Raw genomic sequence first — 24,008 nt, 5'->3', positions numbered from 1 at the left:
TTTGGCTACAGCTTAGTCCGTTTTGGCAACTCTTATGTTTTTTCTGATTCTGACCTTTGTCCTGTAATTTTAAACAAGAAAAAATGAAAACAATTTTTATAACAGGTGCTTCTACAGGGTTAGGTAAAGCAACTGCACAATTATTTCAACAGAAAGGATGGAAGGTAATTGCTACCATGAGAAATCCTGAAGCGGCTTCTGATCTTACTGCTTTGGATAACGTAACAGTGCTTCCATTGGATGTAACGAATCCTGAACAAATACGGGCTGTTGTCAATCAATCATTGGAATTGGGGGATGTAGATGTGGTTTTTAACAATGCAGGGTATGGACTTTTAGGACCTTTGGAAGCTTTGAATGATGATCAGATTGTGAGACAACTGAATACAAATTTATTGGGTACTATTCGGGTTACTCAGGCATTCACTCCTTATTTTAGAGAGAAAAAGAAAGGAATGTTTATTTCTACAACATCTATTGGCGGATTAATGGCTTTTCCTCTGAATTCAATTTATCATGCTACAAAATGGGCGTTAGAGGGATGGAGCGAAAGTATGGCTTTTGAATTGAATAAGTTCGGAATAGATATTAAAACAGTTTCTCCCGGAGGCATAAAAACGGATTTTGTAAGCCGTTCTCTGGATTCTGCATCAAGTCCTGCTTACGAAGAGATGATTAATTCTTTGTATTCTGCTATGGAAGGAATGATGGAAGCTGCTTCTACGCCGGAACAAATTGCTGAAGTAGTTTATGAAGCCGCTACAGATAACAAAAAACAATTAAGATATGTAGCAGGTGAGGATGCAAAAGCTTTATATGAAGAACGTCAGAAATTAGGAGCTGAAGTATTTAGAGAACAATTAGGTAGTCGGTTTATTTAATTGTCTGTCAGTTGTATATGGAGCTTCATAGAAAAATCATAACTTTATAACATGGAAAAGAAAGAAAATTCTTTAGTAAAAATTTCCTCAATATCGGAGCTGCACAGTTTGTTGCAGCTTCCGGGGCCTCTTCATCCGCTGGTAAGTCTCATAGATAATGAAAAAATGAGCATTAAAGAGGATTGGGCAGGAAGAAGTTTTATGTTCAATTTCTATAAAATTTCTTATAAATATTCTACAAACGGGAAAATGGGATATGGACAAGGATATTATGATTTTAATGAAGGCGGCATGATGTTTACCGCTCCCGGGCAGATACTTTCTCCTGAAGAGAATTCAGAATATTGCGGCTATACACTGTTGATACACCCAGATTTTATCAGAAATTATCCTTTGGCCCAAAATATAAAAAAACTGGGGTTCTTTTCTTATGATACAAATGAGGCTCTTCATTTGTCTGATCAGGAAAAGACGATCATGCAAGGGCTTTTGAACAGTATTAAAAATGAATTGAATACTGCTATTGATGAAGTAAGTCAGGATGTGATAATTTCCTATACTGAAGTTCTCCTCAATTACAGCAATCGTTTTTATAAAAGACAGTTCATCACAAGAAAGACGGTAAATAATGATCTGTTGACTACCATGGAAAAAGTGCTGGAAAACTATTTTAATGATCAGAAAACATTGACAGCCGGACTTCCTACAGTAGACTTCCTGGCTTCAGAGCTTAATCTGTCACCTCATTACCTCAGTGATATGTTGAGAAATCTCACAGGCCAGAATGCGCAGCAGCATATTCATGAGAAGCTGATTGAAAAAGCAAAAGAATATCTTACAGCCACTAATTTCTCTGTATCGGAAGTTGCTTATGCGCTAGGATTTGAGCATCCACAATCTTTTAATAAATTATTTAAAAAGAAAACAGATCAAACCCCTTTAGGTTACAGACAGTTATTTAATTAGTATAAAAATGCCCAGCTATTTCTGCTGGGCATTCTCTTTGTGTCATTCGTAGAAGAAATAAAGTTTTAAATAGATAAATGATTGCCGAAAGGAATTTGTTATTTATCTTTATGTTGTGAAATATAAGTATGTAACTAATCTTAAAATCAACATAATATGAAAAATTTAAACTTTGTTTTATTCCTTCTTTTAGGGATAATGTCCTATGCCCAGCCATCCGTAACAAGAGCTGGAGTTGACCGTCTGAATACAGTGATTAATCTAAAATCCGAGGATGTAAGCGGAACGTCTATTACTGCAGGTTCTGCAGGAGCCAATATTACCTGGAATTTTTCAGCATATACAGGAACTAATCCTGTTTCTTATACCGCTAAAGAATGTCCCGGACAGGCCAATTGTTTTAGATTTCCTGGTGCTAACAGGATTACATCGATGGCTAATATTGACACTCAGGATTTTAATTCCATGACAGATGTTGAAGCGACTATGTTAGGATCTTATTCAGGACCTGCACTGGGAGATGTTACAGTGACCTACGTTAATCCTTTGATTGAGTATAAGTTTCCGATTACTTATCTTCAACAGTTTGATGATACATATGAGTTTAACAGTGTTTCTACTGCCATAGGAAATACCAATGAAACAGGGCAGGTGAGTGTTACTGTAGATGGCTACGGTACTATCACTACTCCTAAAGGAACTTATTCTAATGTATTGAGAATAAAAAGAATGAGATCTGCAACACAGACTATTGCCAGTTCACCTACCCCTATTACAGCTACTTATACCAATGAATCTTATCAGTGGGTAAGCCAGACTGATGGTATGGTGTTTAGTTTTGCCATCAATACATTTGTGCTTAATGGAGTTACCAATGTTTCAAAAACGGTATCGTATCTTGATAGCACAGTATTGTCTACTGTTGATTTGGATAGCAAAAAAGCGACGATCTCTATCTATCCGAACCCAAGTGCAGATTTTATTGCAATAGCGTCAAAAGAGGATCTTAAAAAGATTACAGTGAGCTCTTTGGAAGGTAAAACCGTTATTACAGCGGGTGCTTCAAGAAATATTGATATTTCAAAACTTCCAAAAGGTGTTTATATCCTTCAGGGAGAATTGAAGAATGGAACCATAATTTCAAAGAAAATTATTAAAAAGTAAATGACTATTGAAAAAACGGACGTAAAATACTTGATTTTACGTCCGTTTTTTTATTTTATGCCATACTGCTTCTCAGAAAATTGTTTTAGCTCAGAAGCTTCTTTTTCTTTGATTAAGGTTTCAATTTTCAGTTTTGCATTTTCCCATTCATCATCAAGGATACTGTAATAGGCCGCATTTCTTGTGGTCCCGTCATTCTGAATTTTGTCTTTTCGTAAAATACCTTCAAATACGCCACCTATTTTTTCAATCGCTTTTCTTGATCTGAAGTTGTCATCTTTAGTTTTCAGTTGTATACGATTGGTTTTTAATACATCAAAACAGTAACTGAGCAGAAGTAATTTGCATTCCAGATTGACAGATGTTCCCCAAAATTCTTTTGTAATCCAGGTCCAGCCGATTTCTAATTTTTTATCAGATGGATATATTTCAAAAAACCTTGTGGAACCTATCAGCTTCTGAGTCTTCTTATGTCTTATGACGAAAGGATATTGCCTTCCTGCTTCTCTTTCTGATAGGGCAAATTCATAGTTTTGATAGAATATTGATTTATCGGAACCGTCAGTAGGAATTAATGTCCAAAGGTCTTTATCTGCTGCGGCAGCATATAATTCTTCAAAATGTTCTTTTTCCAAAGGGATGAGCTCTACATTTTTTCCTTCTAAAATAGTTGGATGGGATATCCATTTCTCCTTCATATTAATATTTTTTGGAATAGCTAATTTAATCAAAAACAAGATACTGTTGTATTAAATCAATCGTATTTCTAGTTTTATGTGAATTAAATTTATTTGCTAATGTTTTCAATGGAATCAATTTGCCATTGATGGTCTTTATTCTTGCTAAGAATATATTGATATGTCATCCCTGAGTTTTTCAGATGAAATTGTACATAAGATAGCTGAGAGCTGATTTGCTTTACAGTGAATTTTACAGCTTCAATATCCCTTACATCAGATTGATAATCATCCTGAGTTTTGAAAAAATAATCATAATCAAAACCATGTGGAGGACCGTCATTAGCAGGATTCTTTTTAAAATATTCATCACCTTCCACATAATTTTGTCTATAAGCAGCCAGAAACTTTTCAGATAGGAAATGGCTGCTTTTCATAAAGGCTATTTCTTTATCAACCTGATCAAAATTTATAGAATAATCTGTCGGAGGATCATTTTCCTGAGGTCCGCCTTTTATGGTATTGAAATGGGAGAGGTTATCCTCATTGTCTCTGTACCAGATCATAAATGATTTTACAGTTTCAATGGCAGAATTATCTTGAAGTTTGGGTGTTGCAGATCCTGTATCCTTTTGATGGATGGTATCCCGAAAAATAGAAGGTTTGATGGTCTCTTCTTTTTTGCAATAGATCAATAGCAGACATGCTGTTGATAATAATAATGGTTTCCCTGACATCATTCGTTTTCTTTTTTGGAGGGGTCTAAATTACAAAATAATCAACCGGTTTTTATGTGAACGGCCGCAAATACACGAATTTTTATTTAAGAGGAATCATTTATTTTTTAATCTTGTAGTTTTCTCTGTATGTATTGGCTGTAATGCCTGTACAACGTCTGAAATACCTGCAAAATAGGGAAGAATCTACAAATTGTAACTGGTTACTGATTTCTTTAATGGATAATGAAGTTGTTTTGAGGAGCTCTTCAGCATGCTTGATCACTCTATAACTTATCCATTGCTTAATAGGCTTTCCGGTTTCTTTTTTGATTAAACTGCTTAAATACTGAGGGGAAAAATGCAACTGATCAGAATAAAATAATACACTTCTTTCCAGATGCCCATGTTGATTCAATAATTCAAAAAAATGATCAATAATGCCCTGGCTTCTGGTTTGTAAGAGACTGTTATTTTTGATAACCGGAAGATACAGTTTAGAAACCACTTCCAAGAGTGCATAGAGCAAATATTGTACAGATTCTACAGTACTTTCTTCCTTGGTTTTGGAGTTGTATTCCTGAATTAATTTTACGGTGGACCCAATGAGCTTTTTTGCTGTGGACTCAACCTTCATGACCGGATTGAATTTGATTTCATCACTGGCTAAGAGTACCGTTAGAAAACTATAAGTACTAATGAAATCCAAAGAGATAAAAAATACGGATAATTCAAGGTCAAGACTTCCGGAAAGATCACCCAGGTCTGTATCAGGCAGTAGCATAATGATAGAGTTAGCTTGTATGGAAAAAGGAAGAGCATTGATCTGAATATCCAAAGTACCGTTTGATGCGAAACAAAGTAAGAGTTTATTAAGGTTTCCTGCTTTTGTATGAAATTCAGAGAGGCTGTTTATCGTATATCTTTCAATACATAATCCTTCAAAATTGGGCTTGATCTCTATCATTGTACAATGGGATGACTTCTTAGAATGGTTAATAATTTGTCAAATTTATTCCGGTGATCAAATGTAAGCAGTTAATTTTTCTTTTTAAAAGCATTGTTTAAAATGGAATATAAAATATCAAAAATGGAATGTATTTTATTCGTTAAGTGTTGCTAACTTCGCAAACGGAAATTTTAATCAAACACTGTTTTAATGCACGATAGAGAATCATTCAATGCAAAAATGCCTACGGCCTGTTTTTTACTTTTCTTTGCCCACGGGCTTGTTTTCTCGTCATGGGCCAGCCGGATTCCCATTATTAAAGATGCCCTTTCTATCAATGAAGCCCAGCTTGGAACCCTTTTGCTTCTGATGCCGATAGGTCAGCTTTCTACCATGATGTTATCCGGGAAATTAATCAGCAGATATGGAAGCAGTACGATGATTAAAAGCTGTTTCCTACTGTACCCGGGCTTTCTTTTACTGATAGGGCTTTCTCCGTCTTACTGGATTTTAGCAGCTGTTCTGTTTTTCTTTGGAGTAACAGGAAATCTGTGTAATATTGCAATCAATACACAGGCTATTGAAATAGAATCCATCACCAAAAGAACACTGTTATCTTCTTATCATGGAGCCTGGTGTTTTGCAGGATTGATAGGGGCGCTTGTAGGAATGCTTACGATTAATCTGCATATAGAAACTTTTCATCACTTTGTGCTGACTTTCATTCTCGTCACTCTGATCTGGATGTATAGCAGGAGCAACCTTACCAACATTATTCATAAAGTTCAGCCGCAAACGCAATCCATTTTTAAATCTGTAAATCCAACATTGGTTGGATTAGGAATCATTGGATTTCTAAGTATGGCGATTGAAGGAGCTATGTTTGACTGGAGTGGAGTGTATTTTCAAACGATTGTAAAAGCACCGAAAAGTCTTGTGATATTGGGGTATACAAGTTTTATCTTAATGATGACTTTAGGACGGTTTATTGGAAATAGGATCATTGAAAGGCTGGGAAAAAGAACCGTATTGCAGTTCTGTGGAATCCTGATGAGTTTCGGCCTTTTCCTGAGCGTTTTCTTTCCTGAGTTATGGATTTGTATTATTGCCTTTATGATTATTGGGCTTGGAGCTTCTTTAAGTGTACCATCAGTATACAGTACCATTGGGAAAGTCAATACGGTTGCCCCAAGTATAGCCTTGTCATTCGTGTCCAGTATTTCATTCTTAGGCTTTCTGATTGGACCGCCTTTGATTGGATATGTTGCAGAAAGTTTTGATTTAAGATATTCTTTCGGACTTTTTGCCTGTTTTGGAATTCTATTGAGTATGATGGCTGGAAAAATGAAGGTATTTCGAAAGGATAAATAATTATTGTTAAAAATAGAACGGACTGTTGAAAAAACAGTCCGCTTACCTTTATATCCAGGTTTCTACCAGATGGAACCATAAAGCTTTCTCTTCTTTAAAAAAGAAAACGGCTGAGCCCTTTCGTTGGTTTATGATCCCTTCTGTAATCTGAATTTCAGTATAAGTAGCCAGACCATGATACTCAGAACAATGAATTTCTACATTTTCGATCTGTATACTACGATCTGGGAATTTCCCAAAAACAGTAGGAAGCCATTCTGAAAATAGGTTTAGGCTAATAGGATTTCCGTCTCCATTAATCATATTGAATTCAGGAGAGAATCCGGAAAGGATCTTTCTTGATAAAGCATTCGCATCCTTCTCATTCCCCTGAAACCATTTTTCGATATTTTCACAGAAATCTTTTAATTCTTTAGTGATTTTTTCTTTGTTATTCATGAGATTAAAAATTTATTATTGATAAAAATTAGGTGTTACTATATTGACGTAATCTGCTGCTGATTAATATCCCTATTACCTGAACGGCTCCAATCATAAAGATGGATATAGCAAAGGCCTTTGGAAAACCCAGTATTTCAATCAGATTAAAAAATAAGGTTCCAATTACGGCGCCTCCGGTTACACTTCCTACTTGTATTCCGATACTTATCAGGCCTGAAGCCTGGCCAGCCTTTTCTTTGCTGGTAAAAGTAATGGCCGTCCGCATCATCACCGGCATAATAGTCCCATGTCCCAAACCCGCTATAAACAAAGTAATATTTGTGATGAAAGAAGGTTTTTGCTGTAAATAAAAACACAATGCACTAAAGATAAACCCTCCCATTAATAATCCTAGACCAATATAAATCAGGGTATGGGAAGACCGTTTTATTTTAGATACCATCAATGGTCCCAGGAAAAAAGCAATTCCGTAAGGGACAATAGCGAGTCCAGTCTGTATGGAGCTCTGGTGAAGAAACTCCTGGAGATAGTAAGGGTAACAAATGAAGAGACCTGAAGTGAAATTGTAAAAAAAGAGAATGAGAAGGCTCAATGCAAAAGGTTTGTATTGAAGGAGTGTAGGATCTATAAGTACCGAACGGTTGTTTTTTAGCAGATACATTTCGTATCTAAAGAAAATAATCATTAGAGATACGCCTGATAGCATCACTGCAAATATCCACCATGCCCATTGGTATTTCTGCCCGAAAATAAGAGGACATATCAGCATGAGCAAAGCGAGAATCAGTAATAATGCCCCTTTAAAGTCAATTCCAGACTTAGATTCTTTGTGACTGTTGTCCATTGTAAAATGAATCCCGGCAATACAAATGATCGTGACAGGAACATTCACGAGAAACACCAGTTCCCATGAAAAATATTCCCAATGCATGCTGAGAAGGAACCCTCCAAGTAATTGCCCTACGACAGAAGCTAAGCCAAATACTGAACTGAAAAGGCTTACTGCTTTTGGCTGTTCCTGGCTGCTGAATAATACTTTTATGGAAGCCAGAACCTGTGGAGCAAGTAATGAAGCCCCAACTCCCTGGAATAATCTTGCTATAATAAGCCATGTAACGGTAGGAGAAAAAGCACAGGCCAAAGAAGATAATAAAAAAGTATATAATCCCAATGTGAAAATTTTCTTTCGTCCATAGAGATCACCCAGCCTGCCGCCACATACTACTAAGGCTCCATAGGTAAGTCCATAAATAGCAATAACCATTTGTAACTGGTGGTCACTGGCTTTGAAAGCATTTTTTATGGAAGGTAAGGCCATATTCACAATAAAGTAATCCAGGGGTGAAAGGAAGGCTCCGGCCATCAGAAAATTGAGGGCATGCCATCGTTTCGGATAAGTGTTCATATTTTTTTATGCAAAAATAACCTCCTTATGTTATGGTAAAATTGTACTTTTGGAGGAAAATATAGTGTGCATACATGAAAGGGATTCATCTCGAAGGAATTACAGTAAAAGAAATAAAACTTAAAGGAGAGGCAGTTTTTAAAACAGCAGTTTTTCTTTCATTTGTATACATTGTAAAGGGAAAAGGAAAGCTGCTTTATGATGACCGTTATATTGATTTTACGGAAGGAAAACTTTTTATTATTCCCCAGCAGGAATCCTATCGCTTTGAAAGTGATAATGCTGATTTGATCAGTATAGAATGTCCCATTGCGTTTATCGATAAGATTCGTCTGGAAGCAGACCGTATTGAAAGTTGTGAAAATCTGTATAAACTTCAATATATCAGTAATAATTATCATGCCCGTGCCGGCTGTGTATTCCGTAATAAAAATGATGAAGATTTTGCAAAGACCCTTATTCAGCAGATTGCTTATGAATTCGGGAATAAAGCAGAAGATTATCTTGTGATCCGTAATTGTATTTCAATTTTACTTAATCTTATTGCCAGAAATATCATTCAGAGTGAAACTTCAGATTTACAGGAGAATAAAAAGGCCTTTTCCATTATGAAGATCATTGCTTACATTCAAAAGCATATAAAAGATAGAGAAAAGACCGGAATCCAGACCATTGCAGACCATTTTGGGATTTCGGGAAATTATTTCGGAGAGTACTTTAAACAACAGACCGGAGTTTCCTATCAGGATTACTTACTGGATTATCGACTTAAACTGGTAGAAACCTATTTGAAATACAGCAGCATAAGGCTAAGTGAGATTGCTTATGAGCTGCAATTCAGTGATGAAAGCCACCTTTCCAAGCTCTTTAAAAAGTATAGAGGCATTACTCCAGGTGAATACAGGAAGAAGAACAGATAACAAATTACAGTAATAAAATTTATTTCTGTTTTTGTAAACCGTTGATTTATTAATGTTTAAATCTTTTTCTAAAATTAATATAGCGAACTATATAGTCAACTATATTTTTTTATATATTTACATCAAAGATTTTTAAAATGGATTTTGACTTTATTAAAGAATTGGGATACAAAGCATTAGATAGCAGGTTAAAAAGAATCAGTGACCGGATGTCTCATGATGTAAGGAAATTTTATAAAGAGTTTGGCATTGATGTAGAACCTAACTGGTATCTCATTTTTAAGCTGCTTCAGAAGAAAGGGGAGATTTCTATTACAGATATTGCAGAACCATTGGGGTATTCTCATCCATCAGTAGTGGTTATTGTAAAAAAAATGACAGAAAAAGGATACCTGATCATTCAAAAGGATAATGAAGACAAACGCAAACAGATGATTTCATTATCTACTAAAGCTATTGAAATGCTTCCACAATTGGAACAAATCTGGGACAGCTGTGAAAAAGCTATTCTAAAATTATTGTCAGAAGATTTATCTATCCTTTCTTACCTTGACACCATAGATCAGGAACTGAAAAACGAATCTTTCCACCACCGTTTCAAACAGGAATACTTAAAAACAATATAATCATGAAAACACTTCTTCTCATTACCGCGTTATTTTTTTCTAACCTTGTGATTTCTGCTACCGAAACTAAAGTGATGGTAAGAGCAAAAGCTAAAGATGCCAAATTCATCGGAAGCTCATTGGGGGGTGCTCATATCATTGTCCGGAATAAATTAAACCAAAGAATTTTAGCAGAAGGAAAAACAACCGGGAGTACCGGGAACACTGATCTGATCATGAAAACCCCTAAAGTGAGAGGAAATTCAATTGCTGATGATCAGACTGGTGGCTTTGTAGCTACAGTTGATATTGACGAACCTACATTTGTGACGATAGAAGTTATTTCTCCTTTGAACAGTAAGCAGGCACAGGCTGTTGTCAGTACGGAACTATGGCTGATACCAGGGAAAAACATTTTAGGAGAAGGTATTATCCTTGAAATTCCCGGTTACATTATTGATATTTTAAAACCAAGAACACATCAATATATTGCATTGAATACCATTAAGGATAAACCTTTCCTGTTTCAGGCCAATATTGTCATGATGTGTGGCTGCGTCATTGAAAAAGGCGGAGTTTGGAACTCAGATGAGATTGAAGTGAAAGGAATCCTTAAAAAAGATGGGAAATTCGTTAAGAATATTGATATGTCATGGGTTTCTACGAACCTATTTGAAGGAAATTATGTGATTAATACCCCAGGAAATTATGAACTTGTTCTCTATGCTTATCATGAGAAAACAGGGAACACCGGAGTAGATAAAGTAAACTATGTGGTTTTTGAATAATATATTGTATGGGTATTCCGTTGTGATATCACCTGTAAGATTACTGTCTGATACATATGCATCGGTCAAAAAAATATCTTATTTTTATCATAATATGGAAATGATTATTCCTATTTTTAGAGATTGAACTAATCATCGTGAAAAATCTCATTACAAAGGTTGTATATGAGATAAAACAAAAAATATGAAAAAATATATTGTATTAGGTTTACTATTTTCTCTGTCAGTTCATGCTGAGAAAAAAAATGAATCTATCGGATCTCATCAAAATATCCCTGTAAACAATCGGGAAGTCAAAAAAAAGATAATGAACCTCATTATGGTGTTTATATCTCTACCAATAATTGTTCTTTTGAAGTTTTAATTAATGATATTCCTGTTATAATATACAAAGACAATTCCGGCAGTGGTTTGTCAGGTTCTTATTTCCCACTGAATGAATGGATTACTAAAAAGGGAAATCAAAAAATCACGATTAAAATGACTCCGGGGTTTGATCAGGATAAGAAGATTTTAAATACAGAACTTTCTCCCAACTCAGCAATACAGATGAAGATTGTAAAATCAACAATCAATACAGCCGGGAATTCTGCAGAAGATGAGATACGAAAATATTCAACCTCTAAAAAAAGGATTGAAAACAACAAAGCATTTGAAGATGCATTCACCTTCTTTGCTGAAATTCCTTACGATATAAAAACTCTTGATAATGCTGAGGTTTTACTTACCGACGATAAAGATAAGCTGCAAGCTCTTGAACAGCAAGTATTGACTCAATATGATAAAATAAGAAATATCTACATAAACGGTTCCTGGAGTGCGTTGGCTAACATTTATTATAACAGAGAAAAAAGAGTGGCTCAACAGTTATACTTATTACCAGAAGAAATAAAGCAGAGATGGAACGAATATGTATTCAGAACCAAAACTGATATTTCATCTTTTGATATAAAGCCTATAGAAGATTATAAAATGACTTTTTATGCCAATGGCAAAATCGTATGTTTGCAGAAGATTGATAATGAAAAATCAGCACTTTGGGGCAATTTCAAAAGAAAAGGGAAGGATAATGCAGAGGTTACTTACATTACCCTTTACCTTTATCGTCTTAAAGGCAGTAAAGAATTTGAAGTTTATTAAAGTTTATAGAGAATCGGTAATGGCAAGTTCTGTGATGGTATCTAGCCATTGTTCACGGTTCTTTTCCGTTAATTCATACAAAGGACCAATAAAATGGTTTTCAACAGATGAAACTCCACAATACTCCAAAATTCCTTTCTTTAGCTGAATAAGGCCGCTTGATAGGTATTCATCTTCATATAATTTAAGAGATAGGTCGCCAGCTGTGGTAATGATCCTTGCTGATTTCGCATTGAGTAATCCTTCATGGCTTCCTTTTTTATCCGTTTTAAAAACAATTCCGGGAAGAAATGCCCTATCAAAGAAACCTTTCATTACAGCGGGCATACCCAGCCACCAAACAGGATGAATCCATATCTGATGCTCACTCCACTGAATATCTTCAAGGGCCTTTACGAGGTCAGGTTCCAGTTCCATTCTTTGTTGGTAGCCAAAAATATACGCCAACCCAAACTTCTGAAAGTAGAAACTATTGCCAATGAGTTTGGATTATCTCCAACTTATCTTGGAAGCTATTTCCGTAAACAGTGCAATGAATCTATCCAGCAATATATCTCTTCCTATAAAATCCGTTTAATAGAACATAGATTACGTTTCAGTGATAAAAGAGTTCATGAAATTGCCGATGAGTTTGGTTTTGCCGATGAAAGCCATATCAACAAATTCTTCAAAAGACATAAAGGGAAAAGTCTTAAAGCATATAGGCTAGAAGTAGCTTAGAGTGTATTAAATACTTCCATAATAGCCTCAATAAGCCCTCTTTCTACCTTAGACTCCGATGAGGTATCCTGAATCATAGCCCGCATATTACCTTCATCATCGCGTTCAAAAACGATTTCGTTACCATTCACATCTACATAGAATTTATAACCATAGGTGAAGGTGGCTAATTTTACATTAAAAAGTTCTTCTTTTCCTTTATAGGTTACAGGGAGTTCGAATTCTTCCATTACGCTGAGTTCTGTACGTTTAATGCAGGCAAATTTCGTAAATCTTATTTACAAATGCTAATGATTGTGAGGTTTTCAAGAGAAATCAAAAGCTAAAATGATATTGTTTTAGTATCCTATATACAATGCCGGAAGCCTTTTAAAATAAATTTTTCACCTATTTCTGGCTTTTTTATCCGTCATTTAGATTCAGAATATATTTTCTTTTATTCATTTCTAATCTAAAATTAGTTTATTAATATTCTTTTCACTGGTTTTAAATAGTATATTTGTATTTATTTTAATTGCAAATATTTATATTTTAAAAGAGAGGTCATGAATAGAGTGAATATTTTTTGGTTCAGGAGAGACCTTAGGCTGGACGATAATATCGGGCTTCACCATGCCCTAAATGCTGGGAGAAATGTTATTCCCATTTTTATTTTTGATACAGAAATACTGAATCAGCTTCAGAATAAGTATGATAGAAGGGTAGATTATATTCATCAGGCTTTGCAACAGATCCATAAAGAGTTGAAGAAACATAACAGCGGTCTTCATGTCTACTATGGAAACCCAACGGATGTGTTTAAAAAAATAGCGGAAGAATTTATAATTGATACAGTTTTTTGCAATAGGGATTATGAACCGCAAGCCATAAAGCGGGATCGGCAGATAGCCGATTTGTTATTAAAATACCATATTCAGTTTAGGGACTTTAAAGATCAGGTGATATTTGAAAAAAATAATATTCTGAAAAATGATCTTTCTCCCTATACTGTTTTCACTCCATACTCCAAGAAATGGAAAGAAAACTGTAAAAATATAGAGTCTGTTACTACAAACTGGGATCACTTTGCAGGTTACAGTGGACCTTCAGAAATTATTTCATTAAAAGAAATAGGATTTGAGAAAACAGATCTTGAACTGGCAGAACCTAAATTGGATAGAGATATCATCGATTCCTATGGTGATTATAGAGATTTTCCTGCTATGGATCGTACGACTCATCTTGGGATTGCGCTTCGTTTTGGGACAATTTCCGTCAGAAAATGTGTACAATATGCTGCTAAGCACAATGAAGTATGGCTTAATGAACTTATCTGGAGAGAATTCTTTATGCAGATTCTTTATCATTATCCAAGTGTTGTGCATTATTGTTTTAAAAACAAATATGAGAATATCTCCTGGAGGAACGATGAAAATGAATTTAATGCATGGTGTGAAGGCAAAACAGGCTATCCCATTGTGGACGCAGGAATGAGAGAACTTAATGAAACCGGATTTATGCACAACAGAGTAAGAATGATCACTGCAAGCTTTCTTACCAAACATTTGCTTATTGACTGGCGGTGGGGAGAAGCTTATTTCGCAGAAAAACTCTTAGACTATGATCTGGCAGCAAATAACGGGAACTGGCAGTGGGCTGCAGGATGTGGATGTGATGCAGCACCTTATTTTAGAATATTCAATCCCTATGAACAAGCTAAAAAGTTTGATAAAGACGGTCAATATATTAGGAAGTGGCTTCCTGAAGATTATATTGAAGAACCTATTGTAGAGCATACAAAAGCCAGAGAACGAGCATTGACGGTTTATAAAGAAGCATTGGCAGAATAACAAATAAAAAAATGACTAAAAAAGGAATTTTATTAATCAATCTTGGGTCTCCAAGATCAACGGCGGTAGAAGACATAAAAGAATATCTGGATGAATTCCTGATGGATGAAAAGGTAATTGATTATCGGTGGATTTTCCGTGCACTTTTGGTTCAGGGAATAATTTTAAAAACCAGGCCAGCAAAATCAGCAGAAGCTTATAAAACGGTATGGACAGATGAAGGATCACCGCTCATTGTTATCACTAAAAAGATACAGCAAAAGCTGCAAAAGCTAGTCGATATACCGGTTGAGATCGGAATGAGATATGCGGAACCAAGTATTGAAACAGGCATCAGAAATCTTGTTGATCAAGGAGTCACAGAAATTGTATTGTTTCCTCTTTATCCACAATATGCAATGAGTACCACAGAAACGGTTATTGAAAAAGCAGAGGAAATCAGAAAGAAAAAATTTCCCAATGTAAGAATCAATTATATTCAGCCTTTTTATAACCGGGATCTATACACGGACTGCCTAGCAGAAAGTATCCGTGAGAAGCTTCCGGAAAACTTTGATGCCTTACTGTTTTCTTATCATGGGGTCCCTGAGCGGCATATTTATAAAACAGACCGCACAAAGACTTGTAATATGAATGACTGCTGCCATAAAGAGACTCATCCCAGCCATTCGTTTTGTTATCGTCACCAGTGTTTCAATACTACTGACCGGGTAATCGGCAAGCTTGGATTACCAAAAGATAAAGTCATTGTTTCTTTCCAGTCCAGGTTAGGAAAAGATAAATGGATAGAGCCTTATACAGATCATACATTAGAAACAATCCCCGGCAAAGGCATTAAAAATCTTGCCATTGTTTGTCCGGCATTTGTTTCAGACTGTCTTGAAACGCTGGAAGAAATTTCGGTAGAAGGAAAAGAATCATTTCTGGAAGCCGGAGGTGAAAATTTCACCTATATTCCTTGCCTCAATGATGAAGACCGTTGGATTGAAGTTATCCGAACGCTGTGTGAAGAGCAGCTTAATCAATTCTATTTAGTATAGTTTTGAGTATATTGTAATTATTTTTTATAAAATTAAGTATTTTTGTAGACTATTTGAAACGAATGAATTATACGCTTATTAAAGACTTCATAGACCTTCTGCAGGACTTTGAAAGAGAAGGCCGGATTTATCCTGATGTGTACCCGGGAACCATTCAGGGTTTTAAAGCATGGATTTCTGATAAGGAGAATACCGGAAAAGAATACCATTCTGAAGAGCCTTACTGGGAAGGCAAGGAGAATGGAAGAACCCCGGAAAGTGCTATAAGTACATTGCTTGTTCATCTTAACCGATATGCAAAAACCTATTCAAAGTCTGCCATATCAGATTCTGAATTTTCTACTCAGGAAGACTTTATTTATTTAATTAATTTAAAAGCTTTCGGAGAGATGAGCAAAATGGCCCTGATCAAGAAAAATATCCAGGATAAACCTGTTGGGATGCTTATTATTGCAAGGCTTTTACGCCAGGGACTTATTGAACAGATGGATTCTGATGTAGATAAACGCAGTAAATTAATCCGGATTTCTGAAAGAGGGCTGATGGTTTTGGAAAAGCAAATGGAGAAGATAAGACAGGCCACTAATATTGTTGCGGGAAATCTTAATCATAACGAAAAGATGGAACTTATACGTATTCTTAATAAATTGGATCGTTTTCATTATCCCATTTTTTCACGAAATATCAATTCTGAAGAGCTTATCAGTACTGTGTATGATGAGTATTCATTTAAAGATGAGTAGTGTCTGAAATTTCTTCTAAAGCAGAATTGTATTAAAAGGCTTTATTAATTTTACTCTATAAATCGCCTACTGTTTTCAGTTGGCGATATTTTTTTGAAAATAAATCAACAATGAGGAGATGGATTTTTTGAGATATAATGATAAGGTATTATGTGATTATTTAATATTAATTATTGATTATATGTAAAAACCCGGTACCACAAATTGGGTATAAATACTTAATTGATATCGTTTTGAACCTATTATTTTTATCCCATAATATTAATCCATAAAAAACTAATAACCATGGGAAATTTTGCATCATCTAGAAACCTGGGTAATGGATATCCAACTCCTGGCCCTCAGCGTCCTGATATTCAGGATATCATGAATCACGCTTATTTTTTGACAGAAGGTCAATGGAAAGAAGCTAAAGAAAATAATTCTTACGACTATATCGTTATTGGCTCGGGCTTCTGCGGATATGCCTTCGCTAAAAGAATTTTGGAAAAAGATAAAGAAGCTACAGTTCTAATGATTGAAAGGGGAGGCTTTTTATTGCCAACCCATTTTCAGAACTTAGGAGCAAGCTATAAAAAACTGGTTGGGCCTATTTCTGAGACTTTCCCTTGGAGCTTATCTCAATCTACAATGCTTGAAAAGGCCCCTTATCGCGTAACGCAGCATGGTATGCTGCCTTATTTTGGGGGGAGAAGTTTCTTGTGGAGTGCCTGGTGCCCACAACCGGAAAAAGAACAAGCTGCTAAGTGGTCCCCGGTTTTATTTAAATCTTTAACGGAAAAAAATGGTGAAACATCTTATTTTGAAGATGCTGTCCAGCTATTACATGTCCATAAGTCTAATAGTTTGCCTTTTGTGAAGAACTTAAAAAAATTAAAAGGACTGGACTTGGAAGACAATTTGAGTAAATTACAATTACCAGAATATGGAGGATTACAAGATGCTATTTACAATAAAATTAATAGAAATAGAGAAAAATTCAACTCGAATGTTAATGGAGGAAATCATACCGGAGCTCAACTTATGAAGGTTGAATACGCCTCTCTGGCTTGTGGTGATGGTGAGAATAAAGGGATTGATTTTAATAAGTTCTCTACCCCAACTGCTATTCTGAATTTGGTAGACAGTACTGCATTTGGCACTGAAAAAGATCCTATTACAGAAAAAAAGGGAAAAGAAAGAAATAATATGTATCCAAACAGGTTGCATATTGTTACAGAGTGTGTCGTAGAAGAGATTTTGAATGAGGATAATAAAGCTTATGGCTTATTAACAACAAGGGGTACGATTGCATTGAATGATGCAGAATTAATATTAGCAACCGGTGCGATGCCGCCTGCTACGCTGATTCAGAAATCATTCAATCATGAATTGGCAGGTCAGCATTTTACAGCCCATACGATTTCTGCAATAACAGCCAGAGTAGAGAAATATAAATTTATGGAGCTTTTAGGAAAAGATTCGATTTCAGAAAATGATAATTTGCAGATGGGGGCGATTTACTTGCCATTCTTTGCTAAAAATAAACAGCAGTTTCATATTCAATTGTCGATTATTCATGATCCTCATCCGGATAAGAATAAAGAACTGGCCATGCGCTATATGCCGGATGTGGTATCTACAGCCTCTCCGGAACAATTAGCAGACTCAGAAAACCATGTGATATTAGTATGTGCTATTCTGGGTGAATTAGATATTCATAATAAAGAAGCATCTTTTCATGCTAATAAAGACCATGATGCTACGACTGCTAGTGTCCTTCGCTGTAATCCAAGCTTGATTGATAAAGAAACATGGGATGACATGGGTAAAGCAACCTACGATATACTTGATTACCTATTTGGTGACCCTGAATACTGGTATAGTGATTTGAATTATTATCAAGAGTCTCAATTAGGCAAAGATGTTGTCAAAGACTTGGAAAAACGTTCTGTCATGCAAAATTCTTGGGTAAAGAAAGATAAACGTACGGCTTACCCGCATGTTCCAGCAATGGTGCACGAAGGTTCTACGCTTCCTATAGTTAATAATAATGATATTGAGGCTGTGGTAAACTTAGATTATCAATTGATAAACAAAGGAAAACCTGTATCCAATTTATTTATAACAGGAGCGTCATTATGGGCACAAAGCGGTGCCTGGAATCCTACTTTGACCATGACGGCAATGGCGCTTCAATTAGCTGATAAAAGAATTGCTGCGAAAAACGCAGGTAAGCCGATTAATGCTAAAGGAAAAAGTATCAATGGTAAAGAAAAACATATTAATGATCATAATATTGAGTTTAATGAAGTTTTTTCTTTAATGGACCAATCTAAATTTTAAGCGGCATGGATAATAACGAAACGGCTACACTTGTAGAAGCTGGACTGGATTTAAGTCCTGTACTCAATATGGATGGTGTCTACACCTGCGTAAAAGATGTTGATTCCAGATTTGTATATTGCAATGAAAATTTTGCAAAATTAGTAGGAAGTTCTGTCTCTGATATAGTAGGAACTATTGATGATAGAGCACAGCATGTAAAGGATGATGAAGCGGTACGAAAGTCTGGTGTGCCTTTATTGAACCATCGCGAAGTGATAGAATTACCAGACGGATCACAGCAGCCTATTCTTACCCAAAAGGGTTTATGGCGAAGCTCAACAAATGAATTTGAAATTTTGGGGACTACCGTTAACTTCGCATTGCAGAAAACTAAAGAAGCGTGGATTAAAGATTTGGGATTAAAACGGGTAGATCGTGTCGGTTATTTTGGTATTGATCCTACTCATGAAGCAGATAAAGACAGTACTTATTCCCTGAATTTTATTCTGATAGATAATCATCCAAAGTTAAAACTGCATAAGCTTACAATGGACGAACAATGGTTTTTTCACGAAGGCTCAGCATTGCAAATTTATATCTTCGACCTGGAGAAAAACAGAGTTGCAGTTAAAGTGATAGGCCGGAATACAAATAAAGGAGAAAAGTTACAAGCCATTGTACCCAAAAATACATGGTTTGGCGCTAAAGTTGTAAATGAGGATTTTAATTTGAGCAGCTGTAGTTTAGCACCAGCTTTTCATGAGGGTTGCAGCACCTCTTTACCAAGTGATGACAAAGAGCGAAAGGCTTTTTTAGATCATTTAAAACAAGTTTTTCCGGACTATACCGCTATAATAGACGAATTATCTTAAGTTGATAAGTGGTGACCGCTTATCTAATTCAGAGTTTTACTGAATACATTTTTTGATTCTTAAAATATGCAGTTTATTGATTTAATAAAATCATTGTAAAAAACGCGCCAATAAATTTGGTGCGTTTTTCATCTGCTATAATAAAATATTTTCCAGTTGTCTTAAAAAAGCAATTGTATTCAATCAACCTTTATTTCAAAATCAAAACAGGTAAATTGGTATTTTGATAAAGACCTTCAGAAATGCTTCGGTTTGCTATATAGTAAAGGAAACTATGTCTGCCCGGTAAAGCAATAATAAGATTAGCATTATTTGAAGCTGCAAAAGCCAAAATCCCGTTGATTACATTTTCATCATACGAATAATGAATACTGCTTGGAATCTCTGTTAAATGTTGATGAATATAGCCTTCCAGTTCTTTCTTTTTATCGGGGTTGATATCCGTTTTTTCTTTAGTATTGATATTCAGGAATAATAAGTGTCGATCCTGTTTCTGAATAGTAGATTTGTGCTGAAACAGCCTTTCAAGCTTTTTAACTCCATTGACATCACAAGGAATCACAATATTTTTAATACTGCTGTATTGATAACTATTGGGAACAATCAAGGTTTTAACGGGACTTGTTCTTGCAATACTGATAATATTATCGGACACAAAGCTTTCATTGGAGGAAGTAGAATCATCACTTCCCAAAATGATCATTTCGATAGACGGCTGGTTTTTCAGTACTTCATTAATACTTCTTGTCAGTGCCCAGTCACTTAAAAGCCTGGAGACTTTTACTTCTGGTGAAATCTCTGCAACAACCTTACTTAGCTGGTCAAATCGTAACTCTGTTCTTTCTAAAAGACTATTGACACTTTCTTCATTAACGAATGAATGCCCTTCTGCAATATGCAGATAATCAAATTCAGATTCTCCGGCAATTTTCAAAAGAATAATGTTTTGGTAATCATAATTTTTTGCCCATTCTGCGGCAACTTTTACTGCATTTTCTGTAGTAGATGTAAAGTCAATAGGGACGAGGATTGTTTTCATGTTGTATATTTTAAATCCTGATTATTCTAAATTAGCAGTCATTTTTTTTACTAAAAGAAGAGCTTTGCTGATTTCGTCTTCATGAAGATTACCGGCAGCTTTTTTATAGAGCTCCAGTGCCCATGGATACACTTTTTCTACAAGCTTTTTTCCTTTTGAAGTAAGAAAGATCTGCTTGTTTCTTCTATCATTTTTATAAGCAACCCGTTCTACCAGTTCTCTTTTTACGAGAGCATTGATAAGATAGGTGATGCTTGATTTATCTTTACTTACTTTATTGGCTATTTCCTGTTGATTGATCCCATCATTGCGGGATAGAAGTCCAAGAATTTCAACCAGTTCAACGGAAAGATCCGGATCATACTCATTAACGCACGCCTGAATTTTTTGCCGTAAGCGGCTCTTCATTTCAGTCATTGCCCAGCCTAGTTCTAAGGCCAGTTCGGACAGGTTATTTTGTTTTTCAGACATAAAATTTTATGTTGATGCTTCCTAACAAATGTACGGAAAATTAGTTTTAATTTCAACTAATTGAATATAAAATGTTAGTGAATAGGTTTTTATATCTGAAGAAGAGGGTTTGTAAAATTGTTTGTGGTGGCCAATCAGGTTATTATTGGAAAAAGAAGAAGGAGCTGCTATGGTAGCGGGTCAAAAAATGATTGATAGTAAAAGGAAAGAAATAGCCCCACCAAGAATCGAACTTGGATCTAAAGTTTAGGAAACTTTTGTTCTATCCATTGAACTATAAGGCCAGGGGAATAAAAATACAAATTATTCTTTTATATATTTTTGAATCGATCTGTTTTATTTAACTAAGGATTACAGAAAGTAGAATGCTTCCTATAATTTTAGATAAATATTATTATCTTTACTCTATCATTCAATACTAAATTGAGTTGATAATATTAGCTTTTATCCTCGGAGAGATCCGGGGATTTTTTGTACATATTTTTAATGCATCAGGTTCTGTTGTAAGCATTTTAATCTTTAGAATAAAAAGAATCTGCCCTTTAGGGGCAGATTCAGTAGATAATACATCTCATTTTTTTAATTAGACAACAATAAAAAAGCACAGCCGACAATGCTGTGCTTAAATTTTTATTTCAAATTTAATTGCAATTTCAAGAGTAGTAAGAAAAGCAAATAAAGTTTCCACTTCGATGTTTATTACATAGTAAATGTAGTGATATTTTTAATACGAAATATGAATTTAATGTTAAAATTCACAAGTTATCCACATTTTGTTGTGGATAAGTCTGACTCGGGCCGATAAATTATCATTGAGAAGGAACAAAAAAATGTTTAAATTCAATGCTCATTAAGGTATTTCAGGACAAAGTCATTCAATATCTTTTTCTCTTCATCACTGCCTTTATTGTCCATGTGGCTATGGTTAATGGAGGTGGGTTGAATGGTCATATGATATTTTTTCTGCTCTTCTTGTGTAGGTAAGACTCCTTCATCAGCAGGATAATCATTGGAGCGTAATGAATAAATTTTAGGAATACTTGTTCTCGGAAGGAACATTCTTCGGTTATCCATCGCAATAATTTTATAGACCAGATTAGGATGCTGATTCCCAAATAAAGCCACCATGTCCCCACCATTAGAATGTCCGATTAAGGTAAGGTGTTTGTAATCCAGCTCCGGATTTGTTTTTTTAAGCTCATTCAATACATATAATATATTGTCGGAACCATTTTGCCAGAAAGGTCTTCTTACGATTTGAAGGTTTCCTTCTACAGGTAAGGGAGCATCTGTAGTCTGCTCATGCTGAATACTTACAGTAAAATATCCTTTGGAAGCCAGTTTTTCTGTTAAATAAGAATACACAAAATAATCACCACCTTTATTGAAACCATATCCATGATTAAAAATAATCACCTGCTGATTCGGTATCTTCTTATTGGTTTTAGGAATATAATAAGCAACAGGAATCTTACGGTTTCTATTCTGGTCAAACAAAGTCAATGTATCCCGCTTTGTTTCATATTCATTTTCTGAATTTATATTTTTCTTTACTGAACAACTCATCAGAAAGAGAATGCAAGGCAGAGGATATATTACTTTTTCGAATTTCATGGTGTAATGGGTTGACCACAAAAATCTGAATTTTTACTGATATAAAAGAATGGATTTGATACAAATTATAAAAATATAAAAAGAGCAGTAGGAACTGCTCTGTATTTTATCTTACAAACTATTTTTTTATGAATATACACATCCACATCCTGTGTCCCATGGCATACAGTCGCGCTTAGGTTCGTGGCAGTTATCATCAGGATTACCTCCGCCGGAAGATCTATAACAAATTCCTCCGCTGCAATAGTAAGAACCTGAAACAGCAGGGCATTTTCCTTCTATATCACAATCTGCATAAGGTACATCTCCACCGTTTATGAGTACAAGATGATGTCTTTTTAATTTCTTTAAATTTTTCATAGTAATTGATTTTTAGATTATTAAGTCTAAATTATGTAAAATAGAATACCCGCACAAGTGATTTAAATAATCATTAGTCAACAGGTTAGCTAATTTTTATCTCAAAATTGAGTATCTTTATTTCATTAAAATCTTATTCTAAATATCACCCCGATTCAAGCATAATTCTAAAGCTTGAAAATAATAAGTTCAGAAGTCCTGAACCAAATACTTTATTATTTAAATCCAATCAAATTGTAGAAGAACAGACTCTCCATGATTAAAATGGTTTGAATAATAACCATCATATTTTAAATAAGATTATTATGAAAACAAATACAATTGCCGTTATCGGCGGAACCGGAAAATCCGGAAAATATCTGGTACAAAACCTTCTTGAAAAAGGATATCCAATCAAACTTTTATGGAGAAATCCTGAAGACTTCAAAATGCAGGATCCCTTGATTGAAATCGTAAAAGGAGATGTAAGGGATGGAGAGGCAGTACATACATTAATTGAAGGCTGTGATATGGTGATCAGTACATTAGGTCAGCCAAAGGGAGAGAAGTCTGTCTTCAGTGATGCTGCAGAAAATATCATCCGAACGATGAATTATTATGGAATCAAAAGATATATTGTAACCACTGGGTTAAGTGTGAATACTTCGGCGGATCAAAAAAATGACCGCGTTAAGATGGCTACAGAATGGATGTATCAGAATTATCCTGAAACCACTTCAGATAAACAGAAAGAATATCAGTTGCTTTTAGAAAGCAGTCTGGATTGGACTTTGGTACGATTACCACTTATTAACCTAACAGACGAAAGTTTCACCACTGAAACGAGTCTGATTGATTGTAAAGGTGAAAATATCAGTGCTGCAGATCTTGCAGAGTTTTTGGTTTTGCAGATTAAAAATTCTAATTACATCAGGGAAAGTCCATTCTTATATAATATTTAAACTAAACATTTTGGAGTAATAATAAAACAGAGAGCTCAATGGCTCTCTG

The 24,008-nt window shown here is 35.1% G+C and carries 26 protein-coding genes and 1 tRNA gene; 15 read left to right on the top strand and 12 right to left on the bottom strand.

The genetic code is table 11. The features are described 5' to 3' along the window. The first annotated feature begins 83 nt into the window (after nt 1-83). The 3 genes from H5J24_RS11330 to H5J24_RS11320 all read left to right on the top strand — a co-directional run bounded on the left by H5J24_RS11330 (nt 84) and on the right by H5J24_RS11320 (nt 3,011). Complete coding sequence (locus H5J24_RS11330; RefSeq protein WP_068943102.1) at nt 84-881, top strand: SDR family oxidoreductase; 798 nt, start codon at nt 84-86, stop codon at nt 879-881. A 51-nt stretch (nt 882-932) separates the two neighbouring features. Beyond that, the gene (locus H5J24_RS11325) at nt 933-1,847 is read left to right on the top strand and encodes a helix-turn-helix domain-containing protein (RefSeq protein ID WP_068943103.1); all 915 of its coding nucleotides are present in this window, start codon (nt 933-935) and stop codon (nt 1,845-1,847) included. Between the two features lie 156 nt (nt 1,848-2,003). Then, nucleotides 2,004-3,011 (top strand): T9SS type A sorting domain-containing protein, encoded by a 1,008-nt coding sequence (locus H5J24_RS11320; protein ID WP_082811191.1) that lies wholly within the window; start codon nt 2,004-2,006, stop codon nt 3,009-3,011. Nucleotides 3,012-3,061: 50 nt separating this feature from the next. Here H5J24_RS11320 and H5J24_RS11315 read toward each other — a convergent pair whose 3' ends face one another. From H5J24_RS11315 to H5J24_RS11305, 3 genes are all read right to left on the bottom strand, one after another. Then, nucleotides 3,062-3,709: a GNAT family N-acetyltransferase gene (locus H5J24_RS11315; protein ID WP_068943105.1), complete on the bottom strand. Its 648-nt coding sequence runs from the start codon at nt 3,707-3,709 to the stop codon at nt 3,062-3,064. A gap of 89 nt (nt 3,710-3,798) precedes the next feature. Next, the gene (locus tag H5J24_RS11310) at nt 3,799-4,428 is read right to left on the bottom strand and encodes a DUF3828 domain-containing protein (protein WP_141395680.1); all 630 of its coding nucleotides are present in this window, start codon (nt 4,426-4,428) and stop codon (nt 3,799-3,801) included. Nucleotides 4,429-4,525: 97 nt separating this feature from the next. Then, nucleotides 4,526-5,371: a helix-turn-helix domain-containing protein gene (locus tag H5J24_RS11305; protein WP_228407622.1), complete on the bottom strand. Its 846-nt coding sequence runs from the start codon at nt 5,369-5,371 to the stop codon at nt 4,526-4,528. Nucleotides 5,372-5,563: 192 nt separating this feature from the next. Here H5J24_RS11305 and H5J24_RS11300 point away from each other — a divergent pair, with 192 nt between their 5' ends. Further along, nucleotides 5,564-6,724, top strand: coding sequence for an MFS transporter (locus H5J24_RS11300; protein WP_068943107.1), 1,161 nt, complete (start codon nt 5,564-5,566; stop codon nt 6,722-6,724). A 48-nt stretch (nt 6,725-6,772) separates the two neighbouring features. On the opposite strand, the gene H5J24_RS11295 is transcribed toward H5J24_RS11300, so the two are convergent. Beyond that, complete coding sequence (locus tag H5J24_RS11295; RefSeq protein ID WP_068943108.1) at nt 6,773-7,162, bottom strand: hypothetical protein; 390 nt, start codon at nt 7,160-7,162, stop codon at nt 6,773-6,775. A gap of 28 nt (nt 7,163-7,190) precedes the next feature. Next, nucleotides 7,191-8,570, bottom strand: coding sequence for an MFS transporter (locus H5J24_RS11290; RefSeq protein ID WP_068943109.1), 1,380 nt, complete (start codon nt 8,568-8,570; stop codon nt 7,191-7,193). Between the two features lie 74 nt (nt 8,571-8,644). On the opposite strand from H5J24_RS11290, the gene H5J24_RS11285 reads away from it, so the two are divergent. The 4 genes from H5J24_RS11285 to H5J24_RS11270 all read left to right on the top strand — a co-directional run bounded on the left by H5J24_RS11285 (nt 8,645) and on the right by H5J24_RS11270 (nt 12,023). Then, nucleotides 8,645-9,490 (top strand): AraC family transcriptional regulator, encoded by an 846-nt coding sequence (locus tag H5J24_RS11285; protein WP_068943110.1) that lies wholly within the window; start codon nt 8,645-8,647, stop codon nt 9,488-9,490. 137 nt (nt 9,491-9,627) lie between these two features. Further along, nucleotides 9,628-10,116, top strand: a complete 489-nt coding sequence (locus H5J24_RS11280) for a MarR family winged helix-turn-helix transcriptional regulator (protein WP_068943111.1) — start codon at nt 9,628-9,630, stop codon at nt 10,114-10,116. Nucleotides 10,117-10,118: 2 nt separating this feature from the next. Beyond that, nucleotides 10,119-10,883, top strand: a complete 765-nt coding sequence (locus H5J24_RS11275; RefSeq protein WP_068943112.1) for a hypothetical protein — start codon at nt 10,119-10,121, stop codon at nt 10,881-10,883. Nucleotides 10,884-11,363: 480 nt separating this feature from the next. Next, complete coding sequence (locus H5J24_RS11270) at nt 11,364-12,023, top strand: hypothetical protein (RefSeq protein WP_232816309.1); 660 nt, start codon at nt 11,364-11,366, stop codon at nt 12,021-12,023. 3 nt (nt 12,024-12,026) lie between these two features. Here the strand turns inward: H5J24_RS11270 and H5J24_RS11265 are convergent, their stop codons facing one another. Then, nucleotides 12,027-12,440, bottom strand: a complete 414-nt coding sequence (locus tag H5J24_RS11265; RefSeq protein ID WP_082811193.1) for an NAD(P)H-dependent oxidoreductase — start codon at nt 12,438-12,440, stop codon at nt 12,027-12,029. Nucleotides 12,441-12,443: 3 nt separating this feature from the next. Between H5J24_RS11265 and H5J24_RS11260 the strand changes: the two genes are divergently transcribed. Beyond that, complete coding sequence (locus H5J24_RS11260) at nt 12,444-12,743, top strand: helix-turn-helix domain-containing protein (protein ID WP_390881156.1); 300 nt, start codon at nt 12,444-12,446, stop codon at nt 12,741-12,743. Here H5J24_RS11260 and H5J24_RS11255 read toward each other — a convergent pair. After that, nucleotides 12,740-12,973, bottom strand: a complete 234-nt coding sequence (locus tag H5J24_RS11255) for a hypothetical protein (protein ID WP_068943114.1) — start codon at nt 12,971-12,973, stop codon at nt 12,740-12,742. The genes H5J24_RS11260 and H5J24_RS11255 overlap by 4 nt on opposite strands. Before the next feature lie 315 nt (nt 12,974-13,288). Here H5J24_RS11255 and H5J24_RS11250 point away from each other — a divergent pair, with 315 nt between their 5' ends. From H5J24_RS11250 to H5J24_RS11230, 5 genes are all read left to right on the top strand, one after another. Beyond that, nucleotides 13,289-14,572, top strand: a complete 1,284-nt coding sequence (locus H5J24_RS11250) for a cryptochrome/photolyase family protein (protein WP_068943115.1) — start codon at nt 13,289-13,291, stop codon at nt 14,570-14,572. Between the two features lie 11 nt (nt 14,573-14,583). Then, nucleotides 14,584-15,612, top strand: a complete 1,029-nt coding sequence (gene hemH, locus H5J24_RS11245; protein WP_068943116.1) for a ferrochelatase — start codon at nt 14,584-14,586, stop codon at nt 15,610-15,612. Between the two features lie 62 nt (nt 15,613-15,674). Further along, nucleotides 15,675-16,355, top strand: coding sequence for a MarR family winged helix-turn-helix transcriptional regulator (locus H5J24_RS11240; protein ID WP_068943117.1), 681 nt, complete (start codon nt 15,675-15,677; stop codon nt 16,353-16,355). A 285-nt stretch (nt 16,356-16,640) separates the two neighbouring features. Further along, nucleotides 16,641-18,680, top strand: coding sequence for a hypothetical protein (locus H5J24_RS11235; RefSeq protein ID WP_232816308.1), 2,040 nt, complete (start codon nt 16,641-16,643; stop codon nt 18,678-18,680). A gap of 5 nt (nt 18,681-18,685) precedes the next feature. Next, on the top strand, nt 18,686-19,534 hold the full coding sequence (locus H5J24_RS11230) for a cupin domain-containing protein (RefSeq protein WP_068943119.1): 849 nt from the start codon (nt 18,686-18,688) through the stop codon (nt 19,532-19,534). A 190-nt stretch (nt 19,535-19,724) separates the two neighbouring features. Here H5J24_RS11230 and H5J24_RS11225 read toward each other — a convergent pair whose 3' ends face one another. The 5 genes from H5J24_RS11225 to H5J24_RS11205 all read right to left on the bottom strand — a co-directional run bounded on the left by H5J24_RS11225 (nt 19,725) and on the right by H5J24_RS11205 (nt 23,018). After that, nucleotides 19,725-20,573, bottom strand: a complete 849-nt coding sequence (locus tag H5J24_RS11225) for a universal stress protein (RefSeq protein ID WP_068943120.1) — start codon at nt 20,571-20,573, stop codon at nt 19,725-19,727. Nucleotides 20,574-20,594: 21 nt separating this feature from the next. After that, nucleotides 20,595-21,044, bottom strand: a complete 450-nt coding sequence (locus H5J24_RS11220; RefSeq protein ID WP_068943121.1) for a MarR family winged helix-turn-helix transcriptional regulator — start codon at nt 21,042-21,044, stop codon at nt 20,595-20,597. Between the two features lie 212 nt (nt 21,045-21,256). After that, nucleotides 21,257-21,328: transfer RNA gene (locus H5J24_RS11215), tRNA-Arg, on the bottom strand. Between the two features lie 556 nt (nt 21,329-21,884). Then, entirely contained in the window at nt 21,885-22,547 is a 663-nt protein-coding gene (locus tag H5J24_RS11210; RefSeq protein WP_232816307.1) for an alpha/beta hydrolase, read from the bottom strand. 237 nt (nt 22,548-22,784) lie between these two features. Further along, nucleotides 22,785-23,018: a hypothetical protein gene (locus H5J24_RS11205; RefSeq protein WP_068943122.1), complete on the bottom strand. Its 234-nt coding sequence runs from the start codon at nt 23,016-23,018 to the stop codon at nt 22,785-22,787. Between the two features lie 305 nt (nt 23,019-23,323). Here H5J24_RS11205 and H5J24_RS11200 point away from each other — a divergent pair, with 305 nt between their 5' ends. Beyond that, complete coding sequence (locus H5J24_RS11200; RefSeq protein ID WP_068943123.1) at nt 23,324-23,959, top strand: NAD(P)-dependent oxidoreductase; 636 nt, start codon at nt 23,324-23,326, stop codon at nt 23,957-23,959. Nucleotides 23,960-24,008 lie beyond the last annotated feature (49 nt).

Source organism: Chryseobacterium capnotolerans (assembly GCF_021278965.1).
GTDB classification, from domain to species: Bacteria; Bacteroidota; Bacteroidia; order Flavobacteriales; family Weeksellaceae; genus Chryseobacterium; species Chryseobacterium capnotolerans.
The sequence above is the reverse complement of the archived record's forward strand: the minus strand, read 5'-3'. Positions and strand labels throughout refer to the sequence as shown.

Excerpts from the sequence above, each read along its gene's own strand:
- H5J24_RS11330 (WP_068943102.1), top strand. The coding sequence starts at position 84 with ATGAAAACAATTTTTATAACAGGTGCTTCTACAGGGTTAGGTAAAGCA.
- H5J24_RS11325 (WP_068943103.1), top strand. The coding sequence starts at position 933 with ATGGAAAAGAAAGAAAATTCTTTAGTAAAAATTTCCTCAATATCGGAG.
- H5J24_RS11320 (WP_082811191.1), top strand. The coding sequence starts at position 2,004 with ATGAAAAATTTAAACTTTGTTTTATTCCTTCTTTTAGGGATAATGTCC.
- H5J24_RS11315 (WP_068943105.1), bottom strand. The coding sequence starts at position 3,709 with ATGAAGGAGAAATGGATATCCCATCCAACTATTTTAGAAGGAAAAAAT.
- H5J24_RS11310 (WP_141395680.1), bottom strand. The coding sequence starts at position 4,428 with ATGATGTCAGGGAAACCATTATTATTATCAACAGCATGTCTGCTATTG.
- H5J24_RS11305 (WP_228407622.1), bottom strand. The coding sequence starts at position 5,371 with ATGATAGAGATCAAGCCCAATTTTGAAGGATTATGTATTGAAAGATAT.
- H5J24_RS11300 (WP_068943107.1), top strand. The coding sequence starts at position 5,564 with ATGCACGATAGAGAATCATTCAATGCAAAAATGCCTACGGCCTGTTTT.
- H5J24_RS11295 (WP_068943108.1), bottom strand. The coding sequence starts at position 7,162 with ATGAATAACAAAGAAAAAATCACTAAAGAATTAAAAGATTTCTGTGAA.
- H5J24_RS11290 (WP_068943109.1), bottom strand. The coding sequence starts at position 8,570 with ATGAACACTTATCCGAAACGATGGCATGCCCTCAATTTTCTGATGGCC.
- H5J24_RS11285 (WP_068943110.1), top strand. The coding sequence starts at position 8,645 with ATGAAAGGGATTCATCTCGAAGGAATTACAGTAAAAGAAATAAAACTT.
- H5J24_RS11280 (WP_068943111.1), top strand. The coding sequence starts at position 9,628 with ATGGATTTTGACTTTATTAAAGAATTGGGATACAAAGCATTAGATAGC.
- H5J24_RS11275 (WP_068943112.1), top strand. The coding sequence starts at position 10,119 with ATGAAAACACTTCTTCTCATTACCGCGTTATTTTTTTCTAACCTTGTG.
- H5J24_RS11270 (WP_232816309.1), top strand. The coding sequence starts at position 11,364 with ATGACTCCGGGGTTTGATCAGGATAAGAAGATTTTAAATACAGAACTT.
- H5J24_RS11265 (WP_082811193.1), bottom strand. The coding sequence starts at position 12,440 with ATGGAACTGGAACCTGACCTCGTAAAGGCCCTTGAAGATATTCAGTGG.
- H5J24_RS11255 (WP_068943114.1), bottom strand. The coding sequence starts at position 12,973 with ATGGAAGAATTCGAACTCCCTGTAACCTATAAAGGAAAAGAAGAACTT.
- H5J24_RS11250 (WP_068943115.1), top strand. The coding sequence starts at position 13,289 with ATGAATAGAGTGAATATTTTTTGGTTCAGGAGAGACCTTAGGCTGGAC.
- hemH (WP_068943116.1), top strand. The coding sequence starts at position 14,584 with ATGACTAAAAAAGGAATTTTATTAATCAATCTTGGGTCTCCAAGATCA.
- H5J24_RS11240 (WP_068943117.1), top strand. The coding sequence starts at position 15,675 with ATGAATTATACGCTTATTAAAGACTTCATAGACCTTCTGCAGGACTTT.
- H5J24_RS11235 (WP_232816308.1), top strand. The coding sequence starts at position 16,641 with ATGGGAAATTTTGCATCATCTAGAAACCTGGGTAATGGATATCCAACT.
- H5J24_RS11230 (WP_068943119.1), top strand. The coding sequence starts at position 18,686 with ATGGATAATAACGAAACGGCTACACTTGTAGAAGCTGGACTGGATTTA.
- H5J24_RS11225 (WP_068943120.1), bottom strand. The coding sequence starts at position 20,573 with ATGAAAACAATCCTCGTCCCTATTGACTTTACATCTACTACAGAAAAT.
- H5J24_RS11220 (WP_068943121.1), bottom strand. The coding sequence starts at position 21,044 with ATGTCTGAAAAACAAAATAACCTGTCCGAACTGGCCTTAGAACTAGGC.
- H5J24_RS11205 (WP_068943122.1), bottom strand. The coding sequence starts at position 23,018 with ATGAAAAATTTAAAGAAATTAAAAAGACATCATCTTGTACTCATAAAC.
- H5J24_RS11200 (WP_068943123.1), top strand. The coding sequence starts at position 23,324 with ATGAAAACAAATACAATTGCCGTTATCGGCGGAACCGGAAAATCCGGA.